General features: G+C 72.3%; 21 protein-coding genes. 7 read left to right on the top strand and 14 right to left on the bottom strand.

All coding sequences use genetic code 11. The features are described 5' to 3' along the window. The 10 genes from EV279_RS01970 to EV279_RS01925 are packed head-to-tail and all read right to left on the bottom strand — an operon-like array spanning position 1 to position 9,065. Complete coding sequence (locus EV279_RS01970) at positions 1–276, bottom strand: LysM domain-containing protein (protein WP_133541265.1); 276 nt, start codon at positions 274–276, stop codon at positions 1–3. Between the two features lie 9 nt (positions 277–285). Then, positions 286–984 carry a hypothetical protein gene (locus EV279_RS01965; RefSeq protein ID WP_133541264.1) on the bottom strand — a complete coding sequence of 233 codons (699 nt, stop codon included), beginning with the start codon at positions 982–984 and terminating at the stop codon, positions 286–288. Next, a complete protein-coding gene (locus EV279_RS01960; protein WP_133541263.1) occupies positions 981–1,262 on the bottom strand; it encodes a hypothetical protein in 282 nt (93 codons plus the stop codon). Before EV279_RS01960 ends, EV279_RS01965 begins: the two co-directional genes overlap by 4 nt. Then, entirely contained in the window at positions 1,259–3,157 is a 1,899-nt protein-coding gene (locus EV279_RS01955) for an ATP-binding protein (RefSeq protein ID WP_133541262.1), read from the bottom strand. Before EV279_RS01955 ends, EV279_RS01960 begins: the two co-directional genes overlap by 4 nt. After that, positions 3,154–4,407 carry a DUF4255 domain-containing protein gene (locus tag EV279_RS01950; protein ID WP_133541261.1) on the bottom strand — a complete coding sequence of 418 codons (1,254 nt, stop codon included), beginning with the start codon at positions 4,405–4,407 and terminating at the stop codon, positions 3,154–3,156. Before EV279_RS01950 ends, EV279_RS01955 begins: the two co-directional genes overlap by 4 nt. Positions 4,408–4,410: 3 nt before the next feature. Further along, entirely contained in the window at positions 4,411–5,268 is an 858-nt protein-coding gene (locus tag EV279_RS01945; RefSeq protein WP_133541260.1) for a hypothetical protein, read from the bottom strand. Next, positions 5,261–6,037, bottom strand: coding sequence for a hypothetical protein (locus EV279_RS01940; protein ID WP_133541259.1), 777 nt, complete (start codon positions 6,035–6,037; stop codon positions 5,261–5,263). Before EV279_RS01940 ends, EV279_RS01945 begins: the two co-directional genes overlap by 8 nt. 8 nt (positions 6,038–6,045) lie before the next feature. After that, the gene (locus tag EV279_RS01935; protein ID WP_133541258.1) at positions 6,046–6,555 is read right to left on the bottom strand and encodes a phage tail protein; all 510 of its coding nucleotides are present in this window, start codon (positions 6,553–6,555) and stop codon (positions 6,046–6,048) included. 11 nt (positions 6,556–6,566) lie between these two features. After that, the gene (locus EV279_RS01930) at positions 6,567–8,189 is read right to left on the bottom strand and encodes a phage tail sheath subtilisin-like domain-containing protein (RefSeq protein ID WP_133541257.1); all 1,623 of its coding nucleotides are present in this window, start codon (positions 8,187–8,189) and stop codon (positions 6,567–6,569) included. Between the two features lie 18 nt (positions 8,190–8,207). Next, positions 8,208–9,065, bottom strand: coding sequence for a hypothetical protein (locus EV279_RS01925; protein WP_133541256.1), 858 nt, complete (start codon positions 9,063–9,065; stop codon positions 8,208–8,210). Positions 9,066–9,172: 107 nt separating this feature from the next. On the opposite strand from EV279_RS01925, the gene EV279_RS01920 reads away from it, so the two are divergent. The 3 genes from EV279_RS01920 to EV279_RS01910 all read left to right on the top strand — a co-directional run bounded on the left by EV279_RS01920 (position 9,173) and on the right by EV279_RS01910 (position 10,428). Further along, entirely contained in the window at positions 9,173–9,541 is a 369-nt protein-coding gene (locus tag EV279_RS01920) for a sterol carrier family protein (RefSeq protein WP_133541255.1), read from the top strand. 76 nt (positions 9,542–9,617) lie between these two features. Further along, entirely contained in the window at positions 9,618–10,076 is a 459-nt protein-coding gene (locus EV279_RS01915) for a hypothetical protein (RefSeq protein WP_133541254.1), read from the top strand. A gap of 7 nt (positions 10,077–10,083) precedes the next feature. After that, positions 10,084–10,428 (top strand): potassium transporter Trk, encoded by a 345-nt coding sequence (locus EV279_RS01910; protein WP_133541253.1) that lies wholly within the window; start codon positions 10,084–10,086, stop codon positions 10,426–10,428. 3 nt (positions 10,429–10,431) lie between these two features. On the opposite strand, the gene EV279_RS01905 is transcribed toward EV279_RS01910, so the two are convergent. Further along, complete coding sequence (locus EV279_RS01905) at positions 10,432–11,043, bottom strand: zinc-binding alcohol dehydrogenase (RefSeq protein WP_133541252.1); 612 nt, start codon at positions 11,041–11,043, stop codon at positions 10,432–10,434. 158 nt (positions 11,044–11,201) lie between these two features. Between EV279_RS01905 and purM the strand changes: the two genes are divergently transcribed. Genes purM through EV279_RS01890 form a run of 3 tightly spaced genes read left to right on the top strand, consistent with a single transcriptional unit; the run spans position 11,202 to position 15,156 of the window. Then, entirely contained in the window at positions 11,202–12,371 is a 1,170-nt protein-coding gene (purM, locus tag EV279_RS01900) for a phosphoribosylformylglycinamidine cyclo-ligase (protein ID WP_133541251.1), read from the top strand. 6 nt (positions 12,372–12,377) lie between these two features. Further along, on the top strand, positions 12,378–13,838 hold the full coding sequence (gene purF, locus EV279_RS01895) for an amidophosphoribosyltransferase (RefSeq protein ID WP_133541250.1): 1,461 nt from the start codon (positions 12,378–12,380) through the stop codon (positions 13,836–13,838). A 55-nt stretch (positions 13,839–13,893) separates the two neighbouring features. Continuing rightward, positions 13,894–15,156, top strand: coding sequence for an MFS transporter (locus tag EV279_RS01890; RefSeq protein WP_133541249.1), 1,263 nt, complete (start codon positions 13,894–13,896; stop codon positions 15,154–15,156). 82 nt (positions 15,157–15,238) lie between these two features. Here the strand turns inward: EV279_RS01890 and EV279_RS01885 are convergent, their stop codons facing one another. Beyond that, positions 15,239–15,415 (bottom strand): DUF3073 domain-containing protein, encoded by a 177-nt coding sequence (locus tag EV279_RS01885; RefSeq protein ID WP_133541248.1) that lies wholly within the window; start codon positions 15,413–15,415, stop codon positions 15,239–15,241. Positions 15,416–15,582: 167 nt separating this feature from the next. Between EV279_RS01885 and EV279_RS01880 the strand changes: the two genes are divergently transcribed. Continuing rightward, on the top strand, positions 15,583–16,122 hold the full coding sequence (locus tag EV279_RS01880) for a universal stress protein (protein ID WP_133541247.1): 540 nt from the start codon (positions 15,583–15,585) through the stop codon (positions 16,120–16,122). A gap of 115 nt (positions 16,123–16,237) precedes the next feature. On the opposite strand, the gene EV279_RS01875 is transcribed toward EV279_RS01880, so the two are convergent. Beyond that, complete coding sequence (locus EV279_RS01875) at positions 16,238–16,858, bottom strand: PadR family transcriptional regulator (RefSeq protein WP_133541246.1); 621 nt, start codon at positions 16,856–16,858, stop codon at positions 16,238–16,240. Continuing rightward, on the bottom strand, positions 16,858–17,766 hold the full coding sequence (locus EV279_RS01870) for a DUF4097 family beta strand repeat-containing protein (RefSeq protein ID WP_133541245.1): 909 nt from the start codon (positions 17,764–17,766) through the stop codon (positions 16,858–16,860). The genes EV279_RS01875 and EV279_RS01870 overlap by 1 nt, the downstream gene beginning before the upstream one ends. Between the last annotated feature and the right edge of the window lie 96 nt (positions 17,767–17,862).

Genomic DNA, 17,862 nt, shown 5'->3' with positions numbered 1-17,862 from the left:
TCACCTCCCCGGTCCGGGAATGCCGATGAGCTCGTGCGCGGCCAGCGCGTCGGGCGACAGCGCATCGTTCGCGTCGCACAGGAGCCACGCGCGCGTGGCGTCGCGGGTGTACCGGTGGGCGATGACGTCGAGGCGCTCTCCGTCCGCCCGGCGGTGCCAGCCGACGAGCCGGGTCGCCGCGGGACGGGCGGCCTTCGTCACGGTGACGACCCTGCCGTCCGCGAGGGTCACCTGGTACGTGCCGGCGTCGGCGTAGCGGCTGTCTGCGGTGAACACGGGCGGGCCTCAGATCGGAAGCATGCCGAGGACGGAATCGGCGGAGTTGACGAGGTTCGCCACGGCGAGCGCCTGCCGCAGGCCGTGGGTGTAGGTGTTCGCGGCCTTCGCGAGGGTCTTGAGGGTGTCGGCGTTGTGCTTGAGCTCCTCGTCGGTGAGCACCCGGAGGGTGATCTGCGCCTCGGCCTTGACCGGGTTGAGGATCGTGTCGTACAGGCGCTCGGTGACCGTGAGCGCCGTCACGCGCACGGGGACGATCCGCCCCGGCCCCCAGACGAAGAGGCACGTGTTGATCGTGGACGCGGGCACCTTGCGCTTCACGCCTCCCCCGCCGCCCCCTCCGATCAGGGCCGAGACGGTGCCGAGCAGTCCCCCCTCGGTGTCGGAAGAGGGGAACAGCAGCATCTCGAGCGCCGCGAGCCGGGAGGCGACGCCGCTGATCGTCGCGAGGCCGCCGGAGGCCCCGCCCTCGGCGATCGAGTCCTGCGCGTCCATCGAGAGGGTGAAGCTGAACGACTCGCCCGGATTGCCCTCGACGGCCAGCGGGTTGGTGGTCGTCTGGTTCGGGCCCGCCTTCGGAGCCTCGGGCTGGGTCCACGCGTGCGACATGGTCTCGGGGTTGTACTGGAAGACGATGATGTTCGGGATGGGGATGAGCGGCGTCGGCATGAACTCGACGATCGCCCCGCGCAGGTAGAAGCCGCTCATGACCGCATCCCCGTTCCGGCGGATGCGCCCGCTCCGCGAGAGGGGCCGGATGCCTCTTCCCGCGTGTCGGACCCGCTCAGCGCCTGCTCGAGGGCGGCCGCGACGGCCTCGCGCAGGCTCGGCAGTCCGCCGGTCCCCGGCTGAGCGACGTCGATCCGCACACTGCCGGCGGGAGGAAGCGGCATCCCGGCGAGGTCCTCCGCGACGAGGCGCGCGAGCTCCCGTGCGTCCGCATCGGTGAGCGGCCCGGTGTGGAGGGTCAGCCGGCCGATCCTCACGGCGCGACCTCCGTCCGCGCGGGCGCGGCGATCCGCAGGACGGCGCCGCGCTTGCCGAGTTCGCGGCGCGAGGCCTCGACCACCGTGTCGAGCGTGATGAGACGGCCCGCCTGCCGGGCATCGAAAGCCGCCCCGAGCGCGATGGTCGTGATCTCGGCGCCGGTGAGGTCCAGGTGCGCTGCGAGCCACTCGTGATCCAGGTCCTCCGTCACGGGGATCCCTCCCGAGGTGGCGCGCGGCAGCGCCGAGCGCCACAGCCGCAGCCGTTCGGCGGGGGCGGGCGCCACGAAGTCGACGACCGTCCGCAGACGCCGTAGGAACGCGGGGTCGAGGTCGCCCTTGCGATTGGTCGCGAGCACCGCGACCCCGCGAAAGGAGTCCAGCCGCTGGAGGAGATAGTCGATCTCTATGTTGGCGTAGCGGTCGTGGGCGTCGCGCACGGTCGTGCGCTGACCGAAGAGCGCGTCCGCCTCGTCGAAGAGCACCATGATGCGGCTGCGCTCGGCCTCGTCGAACACCGCCGCCAGCTGCTTCTCGGTCTCGCCGATGTACTTACTCACGACCGTCGCGAGGTCGACGCGGAAGAGCTCGAGCCCGAGCTCGCGCGCGAGCACCTGCGTCGCCATCGTCTTGCCCGTGCCGCTCGGCCCGGCGAAGAGCGCCGTGACGCCGGAGCTCGACGGTGCGAGCCGCCGGAACTCCCACTCGTCGAGCACCTCCGAGCGCAGCCGGACCTCGACCAGCAGGCGCTCGAGCGCGCGCTCCACGTGATCGGCGACGATCAGGTCGTCCCACGAGTACGGCCGCGGCAGCCGCTGCATCGTCGCGAGCGAGCCGTCGCGCACGCGTCCGGCGAGCACGAGCGAGGCGGCCCTTCCGGCGCGCGCCGCCGTGCGGATCTCGGCGGGGGTGAGCTCCCAGTCGGCGACGGCTGCCGGCGGATCGAGGACGGATGCCGCGCCCCACAGCGCGCGACGCTGCGAGGCGGTCGGCACGGGCAGGTCCCACCGCAGCCGGACGAGCGCGCCGTCGCTCGCGGGTGCGGCCTCGCACGCGACGAACGTGAGGCGCTCGTCGTCGAGCGCGACGGGGTCGCCGGGCCGGGCTGCGACGATCGCGATGGCGCCGCGCAGTCGTGCGGCGCGGAGACCGCGGATGGCGCTCCCCGGCGCGACGCGAACCGCCTCGCGACCGAGTGCCGCAGCCAGCTGCTCCAGCAGCGTGCGTCTTCCGGAGCCCGGCCTGCCGACGAGCTCCACGACGCCCGCGTGGAGCGGCGACACGGCGTCGGTCATCTCGGTGAGGAGCGCAGGGTGGAGGCAGTCGTGCCCGGCGGATCCGGCGGGGTCCGCCTCGCGGCGGACGGCGAGCCACTCGGCGCCGGCGAGGAACGCCGCGATCTCGGCATCCATCGCCCACGGGGTGGTGGACTGCATGTCGCCGTGGGGCTGCGCGAGCTCCCAGCGGACCACCGCGGAGGCGGGCCCCGGCTGGACGCCGAGCGGCCAGCCCCACAGGAGCGCGGCCGCGGCCGGAGTCGCGGGGACCGCTGCCGCCGTGTCGTCGAGATACCCCAGCACGCGGGTCAGGCGCGGGTCGAGCTCGCACGCGCAGACGAGCGCGAGCCACTCGACGTCGAGGTCATCGAGGCCCAAGGCCCCCACGAGGCGCTGCCAGCGCGGGTCGGCGTCGATCGCCGCGCGGGCGGCGGAGACCTCGGGCACTGCCTCGGGTGCCGCCTCGGGCAGTGCCTCGGGTGCCGCCTCGACCGCTCGCCGCGCGAGGATGTCGTCGATGGCTGCGTGCACCGTTCCGCCGTTGTCGTTCCAGCGCGCGCGCTGCGCCGCGACCCGGACCGCCGCCAGGTCGCGCAGGGCGTCGAGCCATCCGGTCATGGCACGACCGCCCACTTGACCGGATCCGCCTCGACGTCGTTCGCCCGCAGCCCGACGAGGTACGTGCCCGCCGGGGTGCCCGCCGGCGCCGCGAAGGTGAGCGTCGCGCCCTGCAGGCGCCACTGGCCGGGCTGTGGCGTTCCCGCGCCGATGCGGGTCAGCGCCGTCGTCCCGAGGCGCAGCAGCACGCCGGCCGGCGGGACGTTGCCGACCGTCAGGCTGAACCGGCCCTGGGCGTTCGGGGTGACGAGCGGCCCGCCGGCCGGATCGATCCACGCCGCCACGTTCAGCGGCACGGCATTGGACTGCCAGCCCGGCTCGGTCGGCCGCGTCAGGACCACCTCGTGACGCCCGGGTGCCGGCGCGCCCGCGCCCGCGGGCGGCGTCAGCCGGAACGGCGGGTCGCCCGCCGCGACCCAGGTGGCCGTCACGTCGGTCTCGGTCCGGACGCCCCCCGGATACGACACGAGCACGACGTGGTCGCCCGGCAGCATCCCCGCACCGTCGAGCACGACCTCCTGGTTCGCCGCGGCCGGCCCGGGCGCGGGTGCCGTCGTGGCGGGCGAGAGCTGCACCGTCTCGTCGACGGGACCCGGGGCGGTGTAGGCCAGGGTCCGGCGCGTCGCGAACAGCTTCGCCGGTGTCGCCGCGGGCGAGAACCCGGGAGCGGCGACGAGGTTGACGATCTCGGGGCGAGGCGCATCGGCCGGGATCGTGTCGGGCGTGAGGAAGACGACGCTCACGCGGTATTCGGCCGTCGTCCGCAGCGGCAGCCCGAACGCCTGCCACAGCCTGCTCAGCTCGTCGAAGCTCGGCGCCTCGAGGACGACGGTGGCCTGGCTCGGCGTGATGGCGCCGGGGAGGGGTGTCGGGGCGTTGATCTCGAGGATCGCGTTGTCGTGCATCGCCTGCATCGCGATTCCGAGGATCTGCTGCTCGTGCACGTAGCTGGTCTTCGACTGCGCCGACACCATGTACCAGAGGTCGAGGCTCAGGGGCTCCGACGCGACGGGCGGCGTCGTGCCGTGCTGCGCCGCCTGGGACCAGAAGCTGTTCGCGAGGTGCTTGTCGGGCGCGACGTGGAAGAGGTAGACGTTGAGCTCGCTGTCGGACAGGCCCGGCGTCTGAGGATGCTGGCCCGACACGGTGACCGAGAACGGCGGCGGAGCTCCGCCGAAGAGGGGGCTCGTGTTGACGGCCGTCGTGAGCAGGTCGCGCAGGGTGTCGGTGACGATGGAGAGGTCGCGCATCGCTCACCCCTGACCGAAGCCGAAGGGCTGGGCAGGGCGGCTCAGCCGCTCGGGGCGCCCGGGAGCTGCGGGAGCGAGCGGGGAAGGGGCGACGGATGCCGCGGCCGGCGCCGGCGCGGCGGGCTGCGTCACGAACACCTCGATGCTGCCGATCTCGACCCGCGCCGGCTCGGGCTCGCGCGGCGCGGCGGCGACCGGCTCGGCGACCGGCTCGGCGATCCCGATGGCGGTCAGCGGGGGCGGGACCGGGCGGGGAGCCGGCGGCTCCGCGTCGTGCGTGCGCTCCACCACGGGTGCCGGCCGCTCCGTCTCGGCGGGCAGCGCGGCCGAGAACCGCCGCGCCAGGTGCTCGAGGCGTTCGAGCGCGACCTCGGTGCCGGCGGGAAGCCGCGGCGCCGCCGCGCGCGGCGGCGCCGGGAACTCGGCCGCGGGGCGGGCCGCCGGCCGGCTCGGCTCCGGCGACGCCGGCGGTCCTGCAGCATCCGTGTCCCGCGCCGTCGCGCGCCGTTCCACCGGGGCGGGAGGGGCGGAGGAGACCGGGGCGGGACGGGGAACGACCGTCGAGCCGCGGGGAGACGGCTCCGGATGCCCCGGCACCTCGATGGCGGGCGGGGTCGAGGCATCCGTCGCCTGCTCGTGGACGGGCGCGGGCGGGGGCGGGGGCGCCGATGCGGCCGGCAGGGCGGCGCGGGCCGGCGGCCGCGGGGCGGAGAGCGCGGCGGGAGCCGTCTCGACGTCGTCCAGCACCTCGGCCGGAGGCGTCGGACCCCAGCCGGGCTGCGTGACGGCGTGCACGGCGCTCCGCGGCGCGGGTCGGGCCGAGCGCACGAGCGTGGCGAGGTATCCGTGCCGGCTACGCATGAGCGAGCTCCCTCGCGCGCGTCTCGGGAAGGTGACCCGCGATCGTGCCGGCGTACCTGCGCCGGCGCGCGGAGGGGAGGTCGAGGATGTCGTCCTGGCTCCACCCGTACGCCGTCGCGATGAGATTGACGTCGTCGTAGACGGTGATCGCGTCCTGGCGGAGCTCGGCCATGCAGAGCTCCCGCGCGTCGACCTCGAGCTCGAACGCGGCGCCGCACTCCGGGCAGGTGCCGGCCACGGCGGCGCGGAGCGTCGGGGCGAGCCGCGCCATCGCGGCCTCGATCGAGCGGGCGGTCGCCGGTGGCACGGTCCCCCGCACGCACCGGTCGAGGAGCTCCGAGCGGGGATCGACGGATGCCGCGGCCTCCAGCACGTCGGCCGAGGTGGGGACGCGGAACTCCGCCTCTCCGGCGCGCAGCCGGAACCATCCGTCGCCGATCGGCTCGGCCCTCCGGCTCGCCCGGGGCCGGTGGTGGGCGGCGTACGCGGCGAGGCTGAAGCGCACGTCGACCGGCTCGAGGCAGCGGCCGCAGCGCCCCTCGGCGACCATCGTGTCGCCGCGGCGCTCGCGGCGGTCCCAGACGACGACGAGATCGACGTCTCCGACGGGGAGGTCGCGCGCCTCGACGGGAGGATCCAGGCGCACCGCGCTTCCGACGTAGTCCACGGCGCCTTCCAGTCCCTGGGCGCCGTCGGCGAGGGCGATGTCGTCCCGCCCGGTCGCGGGACGCCACGTCGCCTGGACGCCGGAGATCGGAAGCGCGAGCATGGCGCGGCTCAGTTCTCCTTGGGCTCGGCCAGAGACAGGTCGTGCTCCCAGCCCTCGTTCTCGAGCTTGATGTGCTCGATGGCGACGGCGTTGGTCCCGGCGTCCAGATCCGGGAGAGCCTGATACTCCGAGACCCACGCCCGGTGCACGAGGTAGCGGTGCACGGGCTGGCCCTGCTCGTTGAGCAGCTCGATGCGGATCTCCTTGCGGAGCTTCGACAGCGAGGACGAGGGGGCGCCCTTGTCGAGCACCTGGGCGGCGTTGGCCCACTGCTCGAACGAGTCGTCGTGGGTCACGCCGCGCTCGAGCGTGATCGGCTCGTACTTGCCGCGGCCGATCCCCTTGCGGATGATCGCGTTGCCCCCCTCCTTGTACTCGATGACGTCGTGCGAGCGTTTGAGCGAGCTCACCTTGCTGACGCCGGCGACGGGGGAGGTGGAGGTGTCGAAGTACACCAGGAAGCGGTAGCTCTTGTACGGGTCGAAGCGCGAGACGTTGACGCTGAACGGCTTGGGCATGGCGGAACTCCTTACGACTGGGGCTGGCCGGCCAGCTGCGCGATCTTGAGGATGACGAACTCGGCCGGCTTGACCGGCGCGAAGGCGACGACGATGTTGACGATGCCGTTCGCCTGATCGTCGGGAGTGGTCGTCGTGGCGTCGCACGTCACGGCGAACGCCTGCGAGGGCGTCGAGCCCTGGAACGCGCCCTGGTTGAACAGGCCGAGCATGAAGTTGTCGATCGTGGTCTTGATCGACACCCACAGCGGCGTGTCGTTGGGCTCGAAGACGACCCAGCCGAGACTTCCGACGAGCGACTGCTCGAGGAAGAGGGCCATGCGCCGCACCGGCACGTACCGGTACTGCTGGAAGGCCGGATTCGCCGAGACGAGCGTGCGCGCGCCGAAGACGACCGTGCCGATGCCGGGGAAGGTGCGCAGGCAGTTGACCCCGAGCGGGTTGAGCGTGCCCTGCCGGGGATCGGTCATGCGGCCCGAGGGAGCGACGCCGGTCGTGTTCTGGACGAGCGCCTCGAACCCCGCGGGCGCCTTCCACACGCCGCGGTTGGTGTCCTGCCGCGCGATCACGCCGGCGACGAAGCCGGACGGAGGGACCAGCAGCGGCTCGCCCGTCGACGGGTCGGTCGTGCGGAGATACGGGAAGTACAGCGCGCCGTTCTGGCTCTTCGCGATCGTCCGGCCGGGCACTTCGTCGTTCATGATCGCGCCGATCATCGGAAGCGGTGCGCCGGTCGTGTCGGCGACCGCGTCGGCGGGCGGATCCATGAGGAAGAACGCCCGCTTGCGCTCGGCGACCGCGAGGGCTGCCGAGGTGACACCGTGGTCCCACACCCCCGGTGTCAGCAGGAGGTTGAAGATGGGGATCTTGTCGAGGGCCTTCTCGGGCTCGAACGCGTCGGCGAAGTCGCCGGGGCTGAACGACGTGAAGGGCGCGGCCGGAAGGTTCGACGCGAGCGGTGTCGCGCCGAGCGCTGCGGGCCAGGTCGTCGGGTACGCGGTCGTCGGCGCGACCGTGACGAGGCTCGACACCGGCGCTGCCGTCGTGCCGAGCCGGGCCTCGAGGGTGTTCTCGGCATCCGCCGCCGGGGGCGCCGGGTTGAGCGTCACACGCCGGAACGTCTCTGCGCGCCCGGCGTAGGCGAGCGTCAGATCGGCGAGGTCGAGCGCCGCGGGCGCTCCGACGGGGTCGCTCGCCCGCAGGTTCGTGATCGACACCGTGAGCTCGTGCTGCGCGTCCACCGGCTCCCGCCCGGTGAAGACGATGCCGTCGGCGGCCGTGCCGATCTGCAGACTCGGGGCGGCGACCGGTGTCGTCGGCCCGCCCCCGAGGTCGTGCCACTGCGGCAGCAACGGCACGACCCAGGCGATCGCTCCGCCGTTGGCGAAGAACTGGTACACCGCGCGCCCGACGTCATCGGCGAGCCAGTCGACGTTGAAGAGACCCCCGAACTCCCGCTCGTAGTCGGCGAAGCTGAAGATCTGCACCGCGGCGCCGTAGTGCTGGGGCCTGGTCTTGAAGGGGTGGGTGTATCCCATGAAGACCGTGACGGATGTCGGAGCCCCCGTGATCGTGCGGGAGTTGCTCAGGATCTCCTCGACGTAGAGGCCCGGATAGGTGGGTGTGATGGGCATGCGCGTGTCCCCTCTGGATCACGTGTAGAGCAGGCCGCCGGCCGCGAGGCCCTCGGCGCCGCCGGACAGCTGAGCGGACGAGTCCGCGGGAAGCGCCGCGCCGCGCGGCGGTGCGCCCACCGTCACGAGGTAGGCGACGGGATCGGCGACATCGCCGAGCGTCAGGAGGGTCACGGGACTCTGCGTCCCCGCCTCCTTCGTGGAGTCGTACGTCACCGTGATCGAGAACGTCGCGCCGTTCTTCGTGACCTCGTACGACAGGCCGTCCTTGCCGGCGTAGTCCGAGCGCGGCCTGATCGTGCAGACGACCTCGTCGTCCTCGTCCTTCAGCTCGACGTCGGTGGCCTTCTTCAGCACGCCGGTCTTGGCGACCGCGGGCTTGGCGCTCGCGCCCGTCGAGCCCTTCTTGACCGCGATGAGGCCCGTGGCGCCCGGGGGATCGCCGTCGGCACCGGTGGGGGCATCCACGCCGATGCGGAACGCCGCCGCGTCGCCGTCTGCGAGACCCGTCCAGGTGTCGACTTCGACGGCCGAGAGCGTGATCTCCGCCTCGAGCGCCGGAGCATTCTTCTCGACCTGCACGGAGACGGTGATGCCGTTGCCCTCCGGCCCCGCGTGGGCGGCCGTGACGGCGAGGGCGGCAGCGGGGGGCGGAACGGGTGGCTTCGTCAGCTCGCCGACGGCCGCGCGCGCCTTCGCGACGGCGAGGAGCGTCGTCTGCTCGCCGGCGTCGAAGCCGCCCTGCCATGCGGTCTTCAGGCGGATGTCGGAACCGCTGAACTCGAAGGCCGACAGCGGCACGACCTCCTGCGCGCCGGAGGCGTTGCCGAAGCTGAGCGGGGTGGAGCCGATCACGTCGGCCGTTGCAGTTGCCATGGCGGCACTCCGATCGAATCGTCGATGCCCCGGAGTGTGGACCCGTCTGCGTCACGGGAGCGTCACCGCTGCGTCACCGCGCGCGTGCGCGGGCGTAGCGTGGGGGAGTGGCGAAGAAGATCCGCGTCGACGAGGGGCGGGCGGCGCTGGACGCGGTGCGGGCGGCGGCCGCGGCATCCACCCGCGCGTCGCGCACCGATCTCGCGACGGCTGTCCGCTATCTCCTGCAGCTCCTCGTCGAGAAGGCGCCCGGCAACTCCGTCGAGATGCGCGTGCCGCCCTTCGGCGCGGCGCAGGTGATCGAGGGTCCCCGCCATACGCGGGGCACGCCGCCGAACGTCGTCGAGACCGACCCCGACACGTGGATCGCCGTCGCGACCGGCGCCGAGCACTGGACGGATGCCGCGTCCGCCGGCCGCATCCGCGCTTCGGGCACCCGGTCCGACCTCTCCGACCTGCTGCCGCTGCGACCCTGACCGGAGCGCGCGATCGCCCGACGCCCTTCCGGCGTCAGCCGGGTCCGCGAGGCTCCTGCGGTGGGATGATTGCAGCATGGGTCGCACGCCCGCCGGTGCTGCCGGCGAGGACGACCGTGCCGATGAGCACGTCGTCGACGAGGAGTGGGAGTCCGGCGCGCTCCGTCGGGCCCCGCGGTACGGCCGCATCCTGCTCGGAAGCGTCTTCGCCGGCCTGGCGGTCGCAGGCGTCCACACGGCCCTCTCGAGCGCCGGCGCGGCACCGGGCGACCCGCTCGCGTCGCAGCCGTCCGGCATCATGTGGACCTTCGGCGTCCTCGCCGTCATCTGGTGCGCGTTCGCGCTGCTCGTCGCGGCGACGATCGTGATCGTGCTCGATCGCATCGCCGGCCACCGGGTCCGTCCCGTCATCACGGAGCACCGGACGATCATCACCGACGACCTCAGCTCGCCCATGACCGACGAGGTGCCCTGGTGGCTCCGCGGCGAGGAGGACGAGGGCGGCGAGCCTCCGCGGCGACGGCCTGAGAGATGATGGAGACATGCCCGACACGCCCCGCCCTCCGCTGACACCCGGATCCGGTCCTCAGACCCTCCGTGTCCGGCGCGCGCCGAAGTTCTCGGTGTTCCTGATCGCCGGTGCGGGGCTCGGGCTGCTGACGGCGCTCATCCTCACCTTCGCGTTCGACGGCTCGAGCGCCGTGAGCGACAACACCGGCCTCATCTACTCGACGGGCCAGGTCTTCGGCTTCCTCGCCCTGATCTGCGTGACGGCGGGCGTCGCGGTCTTCGCGATCCTCGCGCTCATCCTCGACCGCGTGAGCCGGACGCGCACGCGCGAGGTGCGCGTGGACCGCGAGACGGTCCAGGAACCCGACGCCGGCTGATCTTCAGGCGAGCTCGGCGATGATCGGGTGGATCGCGGCGTCGAAGGCCGCGACATCCCCCCGCAATCCGTCGGTGACGGCGATCGTGAGAGATCCGATCCACCACACGCCGCGCTGCGCGAGCGGCAGCACCTGGACGTTCAGCTCGAACGAGTGCGCGCGGCGGCCGACCTGTCGCTCGTGCTCGGCGATCGCGCTCGCGTACGCCCGGTACGAGACCCCGGGCTTCGCGGCCGCCTCCTTGCGGTAGCGCTCCTTCGCGGACTGCGAGTAGGCGACGGCTTCGGCCGCGTGGGGCGCCATCGCCTGCCGGAGGTCGTCGGATCCTTCCAGCGGGAGCGCCACGAGCGTGTCGAACCCCTCGACGAGATCGAGGGGGACGGGCGACGGATGGGCCTGCGGCTCGACCGTCATCGCCCAGTACTCGCGCCACTGCCGCTCGAGGCGCGCGTGTGCGTCGTCGTCCCGGTTCTGCGGGCGGGACGGGATGCCGCGCAGCTGCGGCAGCTCGTCGGGGGAGCGGATGCCGAGCACCTGGCGCAGGTAGAGGGCGAGCAGGACGGGCTGACTCGCGTCCTCGCGAATCACCCACTCCGGTGCCCCGGCGCTGCCCATGCCGATCATTCTAAAACCGTGAGCCTTCATCGGAGCGCCGAGAACTCGGCCGGACGCGGGTGCCCGGCGCCCAGGAGGAGGCTCATGCTCTGGGAGGAGGGATGCCGGGGGTCGGCGGCCGGGCGTCCGCTCAGGTGCGCCGCCGGTAGGCTGGGGAGGTGGCATCTCCCACCGACGATGCGCCCGCGCCGGGCGCCCCCGCCGAATCCGCACACACCTCCGACCCCTACGCCGAAGCCGGGGTCGACACCGCTGCCGGCGACCTGGCGGTCGAGCTGATGAAGTCGGCCGTACGCCGGACGCAGGGACGCGAGGTGCTCGGCGGCGTCGGCGGCTTCGCCGGGCTCTACGACGCGTCGTTCCTGCACGCGTACCGCAAGCCGCTCCTCGCGACCAGCACCGACGGCGTCGGCACGAAGGTCGCGATCGCCCAGGCGATCGACAAGCACGACACGATCGGCCGCGACCTCGTCGGCATGGTGGTCGACGACATCGTCGTGGTGGGAGCGAAGCCGCTCTTCATGACCGACTACATCGCGACGGGCAAGGTCTTCCCGCAGCGCATCGCCGACATCGTGCGGGGCATCGCCGACGGCTGCGCCGAGACGGGCACGGCCCTCGTCGGCGGCGAGACGGCCGAGCACCCCGGGCTCCTGGGCCCGAACGACTACGACGTGGCCGGCGCCGCCACCGGCGTCGTCGAGGCCGACGCCGTGCTGGGAGCCGACCGGGTGCGCCCCGGCGACGTCGTCCTCGCGCTCGCCTCGAGCGGCCTCCACTCCAACGGATACAGCCTCGTGCGCCACATCGTCGCCCGGGCCGGCATCCAGTACGGCGACAACGCGGCGGACTTCGGCGCGACGTGGGGCGAGACGCTTCTCGAGCCGACGCGCCTCTACACGGCGCCGCTTCTTCGCCTTCTCGAGTCGGCCGGCGGCACGGACGCCGGCGTGCACGCGCTCAGTCATGTGACCGGCGGCGGAATCGCCGCCAACCTCGCGCGCGTGCTGCCGCAGCACACGTGGACCGAGGTCGACCGCTCGACGTGGTCGCCGCCGCCCGTCTTCCGCGTCCTCGCCGACCTCGGCGACCTCGCCCTCGAGCAGACCGAGGGCACATGGAACCTGGGCATCGGCTTCCTCGCGGTCGTGTCCGCCGATCACGCGGAGGCCGCGGCGTCCCTTCTCTCGGCGGAGGGCGTGACGACGTGGCAGGTCGGCGTCGTGAGCGACGGAGCGCGTCCCGAGGGCGCGTTCGAGCAGGGCGCAAAGGGCGTCGACGGCGGGGCGGTGCGCCTCGTGGGCACGTACGAAGACGGAGCGAAGTAACACCCCATGTGCGGAATCGTCGGGATGGTCGGCCAGGGATCCGTCAACCAGGAGATCTACGACGCCCTCCTCCTGCTGCAGCATCGCGGGCAGGACTCGACGGGCATCGCGACGGCGGAGCGCAACGGCGTCTTCCACATGACCAAGCAGCGCGGCCAGGTGCGCGAGGCGTTCCGCACGCGCGACATGCGATCCCTCCTCGGCGACATCGGCCTCGGCCACGTCCGGTACGCGACGAAGGGCACGGCGTCGAGCGAGGAGGAGGCGCAGCCCTTCTACGTCAACGCCCCGTACGGCATCGTCCTCGTCCACAACGGCAACCTCACCAACACGCGCGAGCTCACCGACGAGCTCTTCCACAAGGACCGCCGGCACCTCAACACCAGCTCCGACACCGAGCTGCTCGTCAACGTGCTGGCCAACGAGCTGCAGTCCTCGATCACGGGCCTGCGCCTCGACCCCGAGCAGGTCTTCGACGCGGTCGCGCGCGTGCACGAGCGCGTCGAGGGCTCGTACGCCGCCATCGCGCTGCTCGCCGGCTACGGCCTGCTGGCCTTCCGCGACCCCTTCGGCATCCGTCCGCTCATCATCGGCACGCGGCCCGCCGAGACCGGCGGATACGAGTGGATCGTCGCCTCCGAATCGCTCGTCCTCGAGAACGGGGGGTTCGAGGTCGTGCGCGACGTCGATCCCGGCGAGGCCGTGTTCGTCGATCTGGACGGGCACCTGCACACCAAGCAGTGCGCGCCCGCCGCCCAGCTCGCGCCCTGCTCGTTCGAGTACGTCTATCTCGCCCGTCCCGACTCCGTGATGAACGGCATCTCGGTCTACGAGGCGCGCCTGCGCATGGGCGAGCGCCTGGCCGACACGATCGCGAAGTACACGCCGAAGGGCGCGATCGACGTCGTCATGCCGATCCCCGACTCGTCGCGCCCCGCCGCGATGCAGGTCGCGCGCAAGCTGGGCGTCGAGTACCGCGAGGGCTTCTACAAGAACCGCTACGTCGGCCGGACGTTCATCATGCCGGGTCAGGCGGTGCGCAAGAAGAGCGTCCGGCAGAAGCTCAACGCCATGTCGACGGAGTTCAAGGGCAAGAACGTGCTCCTCATCGACGACTCGATCGTGCGGGGCACGACGTCGAAGGAGATCATCCAGATGGCGCGGGATGCCGGGGCCCGGAGCGTGACGTTCGCCTCGGCCGCTCCACCCGTCCGTTACCCGCACGTCTACGGCATCAACATGCCCTCGCGTCACGAGCTCGTCGCGCACGGCCGCACGATTCCCGAGATCGCCCGGGAGCTCGGCGCCGACTACATCGTCTACCAGGAGGTCGAAGACCTGAAGGCGGCCATCCTCGAGGGCTCCGACATCGACGACCTCGACATGAGCTGCTTCGACGGCCGCTACGTGACCGGCACGGTGTCGGAGGAGTATCTCGCCTGGGTCGAGGGGTCGCAGGAGTCTTGATCGGCCGACACGCGGGCCTCCACCGCCCGCGGGAGGCCGAACGCGGGCTTCCTCGGTGAGCTCCTCTCCGCCGGCGCGGCCGCTGTGGCGCGGACGGGCGCTCGCCCTCGTCGGCATCGTCCTGTTCGCCTTCTCGCTGCGCTCGGCCGTGGGGTCGCTGTCCCCCCTCCTCGACCACGTCACGCAGGACTTCGCCGTCCCCGCCCCCGTCGTGGGGCTGATCGGCACCGCGCCGCCCGTCTGCTACGCGGTCGCCGGACTGCTCACACCGGCGCTCGAGCGCCGCTTCGGGCTCGAGCGGCTCGTCGTGGCGGCGATGGCGATCGCGGTGCTGGGGCTCGTCGCCCGCAGCCTCGCGGTCGACTCCCTGACGCTTCTCGGGTCCACCGCGATCATCTTCGCCGCGGTGGGCACCGGGAATGTGCTGCTGCCGCCGCTGGTGAAGAAGCACTTCCCGGATCGCATCGGCATCATGACGACGATCTACTCCACGACGATGGCGGTGTCGACGTTCCTTCCGCCGCTGGTGGCCGTGCCGGTGGCGGATGCCGCGAGCTGGCGCCTGTCGCTCGGGCTGTGGGCCGTGTTCGCCGCCGTGGCCGTGATCCCCTGGATCGCCCTCCTCGTGCGGGAGCGCGGGGACGGCGGGGCCGGCGGGGCCGGCGGGGCCGGCGGGGACGAGGACGTCGAGTCGGCGAATCCCAGGGTCTTCGGGCGGCTGTGGCGCCTGCCGCTGGTGTGGGCGCTCACGGTCATCTTCGTCGTCTCGGGCACCCTCGCCTACACCTCGTTCGCGTGGCTGCCGACGATCCTCGTGCAGACGGCGGGCGTGTCCAACGCCCAGGCGGGCACGCTGCTGTCCCTCTTCGCGTTCATGGGTCTTCCGGCATCGCTCGCGGTGCCGGTGCTCGTCGCACGGTACAACGCGATCGCCCCGCTGTTCGCCGTCGCGGTGGGAAGCGGGCTCGCCGGGATCGCGGGGCTCCTGCTCGCCCCGTCCGCAGCCCCGTGGCTATGGGTCGCGCTCCTGGGCATCGGCCCGCTGTTCTTCCCGCTGACCCTCGTGCTCCTCGGCCTGCGGTCGCGCACCCACGAGGCATCCGTCGCCCTGAGCAGCTTCGTCCAGAGCATCGGGTACGCCATCGTCTCGGTGTTCCCCGTGAGCATCGGGCTGCTCCACGACGCGACCGACGGCTGGGCGGCGCCGCTGTGGGTGCTCGCCGTCGTCGTCGCGGCGGCGATCCCGGCGGGGTTCGTGATCGCGCGGCCGCACACCGTCGAGGACGAGTGGGAGCGGCGGCACGGCGCCTGGTCGTAGCCCGCGCACGCGAGTGGGCGCTGAGACCCGCCGGCAGCGGTGGCCGGGGCTCAGCGCACGGCGAGAAGGATCCGCGAAGCGGTCAGGCCTTCTCGTCCTCGTATTCGTCGGCGTACTGGTCGGCCCACTTGTCGACGTACTGCTCGTCGTCCGGATGACCGAGTTCGCGCTCGAGCGCAGCGTAGTTCACGCTCGGGCTGTACGACTTCAGTTCGCGAGCGATCTTGGTGTGCTTCGCCTTCTGACGGCCACGCCCCATGCGAGACCCCCTCATTTCTGAGCCGCGGGCTGTTCGCGGAGTGTTCCGCCGGCTCTCGCCCGCCCAATCACGATCCGGCCGGGGAGCCGGTAAGAGTAGCATTCAGAATAACACGGAGCATCGGGGCACCGGCGGCTCCACACCCATGCGGAAGGGGCGATGGACCAATGGCGGATGAGGCATCCGAGGTTCCGAGCAGTGCGAGCGAAGGCGACGCCGTGCGCGGCGCCGTGATCGTCGGGGTCGTGCCCGGCGAGCCCGCGCGCGTCGTGAAGGAGGCGGCGCGCTATGCGAGGGCCTTCGGCGCGCCGCTGCTCGTCGTGCACGTGGATGTCACGCGCTTCGTCACATACGAGGATCCCGACGGGTACGTGCACACCGCTCCGATCGACATGAACATCGGGGGCGGCGAAGCCGACCTCGGCCGGGTGCGCAGCGAGACCGAGGCCGTCCTCGGGGAAGCCGACCTCTCGTGGAGCATCCGTCAGCTCGTCGGAGACCCCGCCCTGGCCATCAAGCACCTCGCCGAAGAGATCGATGCGCGGCTCATCGTGGTGGGCACGCGCAAGCGGGGCATCGGCGAGTCCATCCGCGAGTTCTTCACCGGCTCGGTCGCGGCGCGCCTCGCGCACCGCCAGCACCGGCCGATCCTCGTCGTGCCGCTCGGCGAGCCGGTCCCCGACGATCAGGAGATCTGGCCCTCCTGACGGCCGGCCCGTCCAGATCGCAGGAATGACGGGCGGGATGCTGTCCCACCCGCCATTCCCGTGATCTCGACGCGGGTCTCGCCGATGCGCGGGACCTGGTCCCCGGGCGGGGCGGTCAGCCGCGCAGCGCGCGCGTGACGGAACGGGCGGCGTCGTCGAGGGCCGACTCGAGGTCGTCCACGATCGACGCGGCGAGCATCCCGCCGCGGGCGACGTGCGTGCGCAGGTCGCTGCGGACGCGGGCGCGGAACTCGGCGACGGCCGCCTCGGCCCGGTGCAGCTGCTCGCGACTGTGCACGCGGGGGTCGTCGCCGGGAGGCGAGGCATCCGTCATCGTCCGCGTGCCCGCCCGCTCATCCTGCGCCGCGGCGGCGAGGTCGGCGCGCAGGCTCTTCATCGCCTCGCGGACGCTGCCGCGCACCTCCTCGGCGATGAGCCGCACGGAGTCGGCCAGCCCCGCCTCGATGCCTTCCAGATCTCCGGCGCGCGCCTCGACCTCGGCGTGGCCCGCCGGGGTGATGCGATAGATCGTCTTGCGACCGTCGACCGTCTTGCTGACGAGCCCCTCTTCCTCGAGCTTCGCCAGCCGCGGGTAGATCGTGCCGGCGCTCGGGGTGTACGTGCCTCCGGTGCGGTCGGACAGCGCCTGCATGATGTCGTAGCCGTGCCGCGGTCCCTCGTCGAGGAGATTGAGCAGGTACAGGCGCAGATCGCCGTGGGAGAAGACGGGAGGCATCACCAGGCTCCCTCGTTCGGGGCGTCGATCGCGCTGTCGGTGCCGGAGCCGTTCTCGACCTCGGGGGCGCGCGCGCCGTCGTCGAGCGTCGTGACGGCCGCCCGGCGGAGCACCGTGACGTCGCCCGAGACGGTGTTGGCGCGCACGTCGGCGAAGGTGCCGCTCAGCTCGCCGACCGAGCCGGTGTAGTTCGTCGTGAACGAGCCGTGGCCGGAGCGGACGGTGCCGTCGACCTGCACGCGGCCGCTGACGCTGCGCACCGCGTAGTTGGCGGGGAGGCCCTCGTCGAGGCGGATCGTCGCGCTTCCGGCGACGGTGTTGATGTTGACGGAGTGCATCTCTCCGGCCGAGTCGACCAGCACGGCGCCCGAGACGGTGTCGACCGTGGCCTTGCGCAGCGACCCCGTCGCGGCGACGGCGCCGGAGACGCTGTTCGCGTTGAGGCTCCCGGTGAGCTCGCGGATCTGCACGTCGCCCGACACCGCGTTGACCGACGCGTCGCCCACGATGCCGTCGGCGATGATGTCGCCCGACACCGTGTTGAGCTTGACGTCGCTGCGGATGCCGGACACGAGTGCGCTCGCGGTCACGACCCCGAGGTTCAGGGCGATGTCCCGCGGAACCGCGACGCTGATCTCGGCCTTCGGGCCGCCCGCGCCGAAGTTGCGGAAGACCTCGAGGAAGTTGTCCCAGCGCAGCTGCGGGTGGTCGATCTCGACGACGTCGCCCGTCGCCTCGATGCGCAGGTCTTTGATCGTCACGGCGTGCACCTCGATGCGGACGCCGGGCTCGTCGTGCGCGACGACGTCGATCTGGCCGCCGACGAGGCCGATCTTGAGCTTGCGCACGTCCTCGATGTCGATGACGCGCGTCTCACCAGGGTGGATGATCCACTTCTCGAGAGTCATGAGGTTCTCCTTCTTCGGGGCTGACTCGCGATATATCGCGTGACAGCGAGGGTAACACGATATATCGCGAGTATGTCAACCTTCTCTGCGAACGGT

Origin of the sequence: Microbacterium sp. BK668, from assembly GCF_004362195.1 — a bacterium.
Taxonomy (GTDB): domain Bacteria; phylum Actinomycetota; class Actinomycetes; order Actinomycetales; family Microbacteriaceae; genus Microbacterium.
Note: the sequence above shows the minus strand (reverse complement) of the source record. Positions and strands in the feature narration are given on the sequence as shown.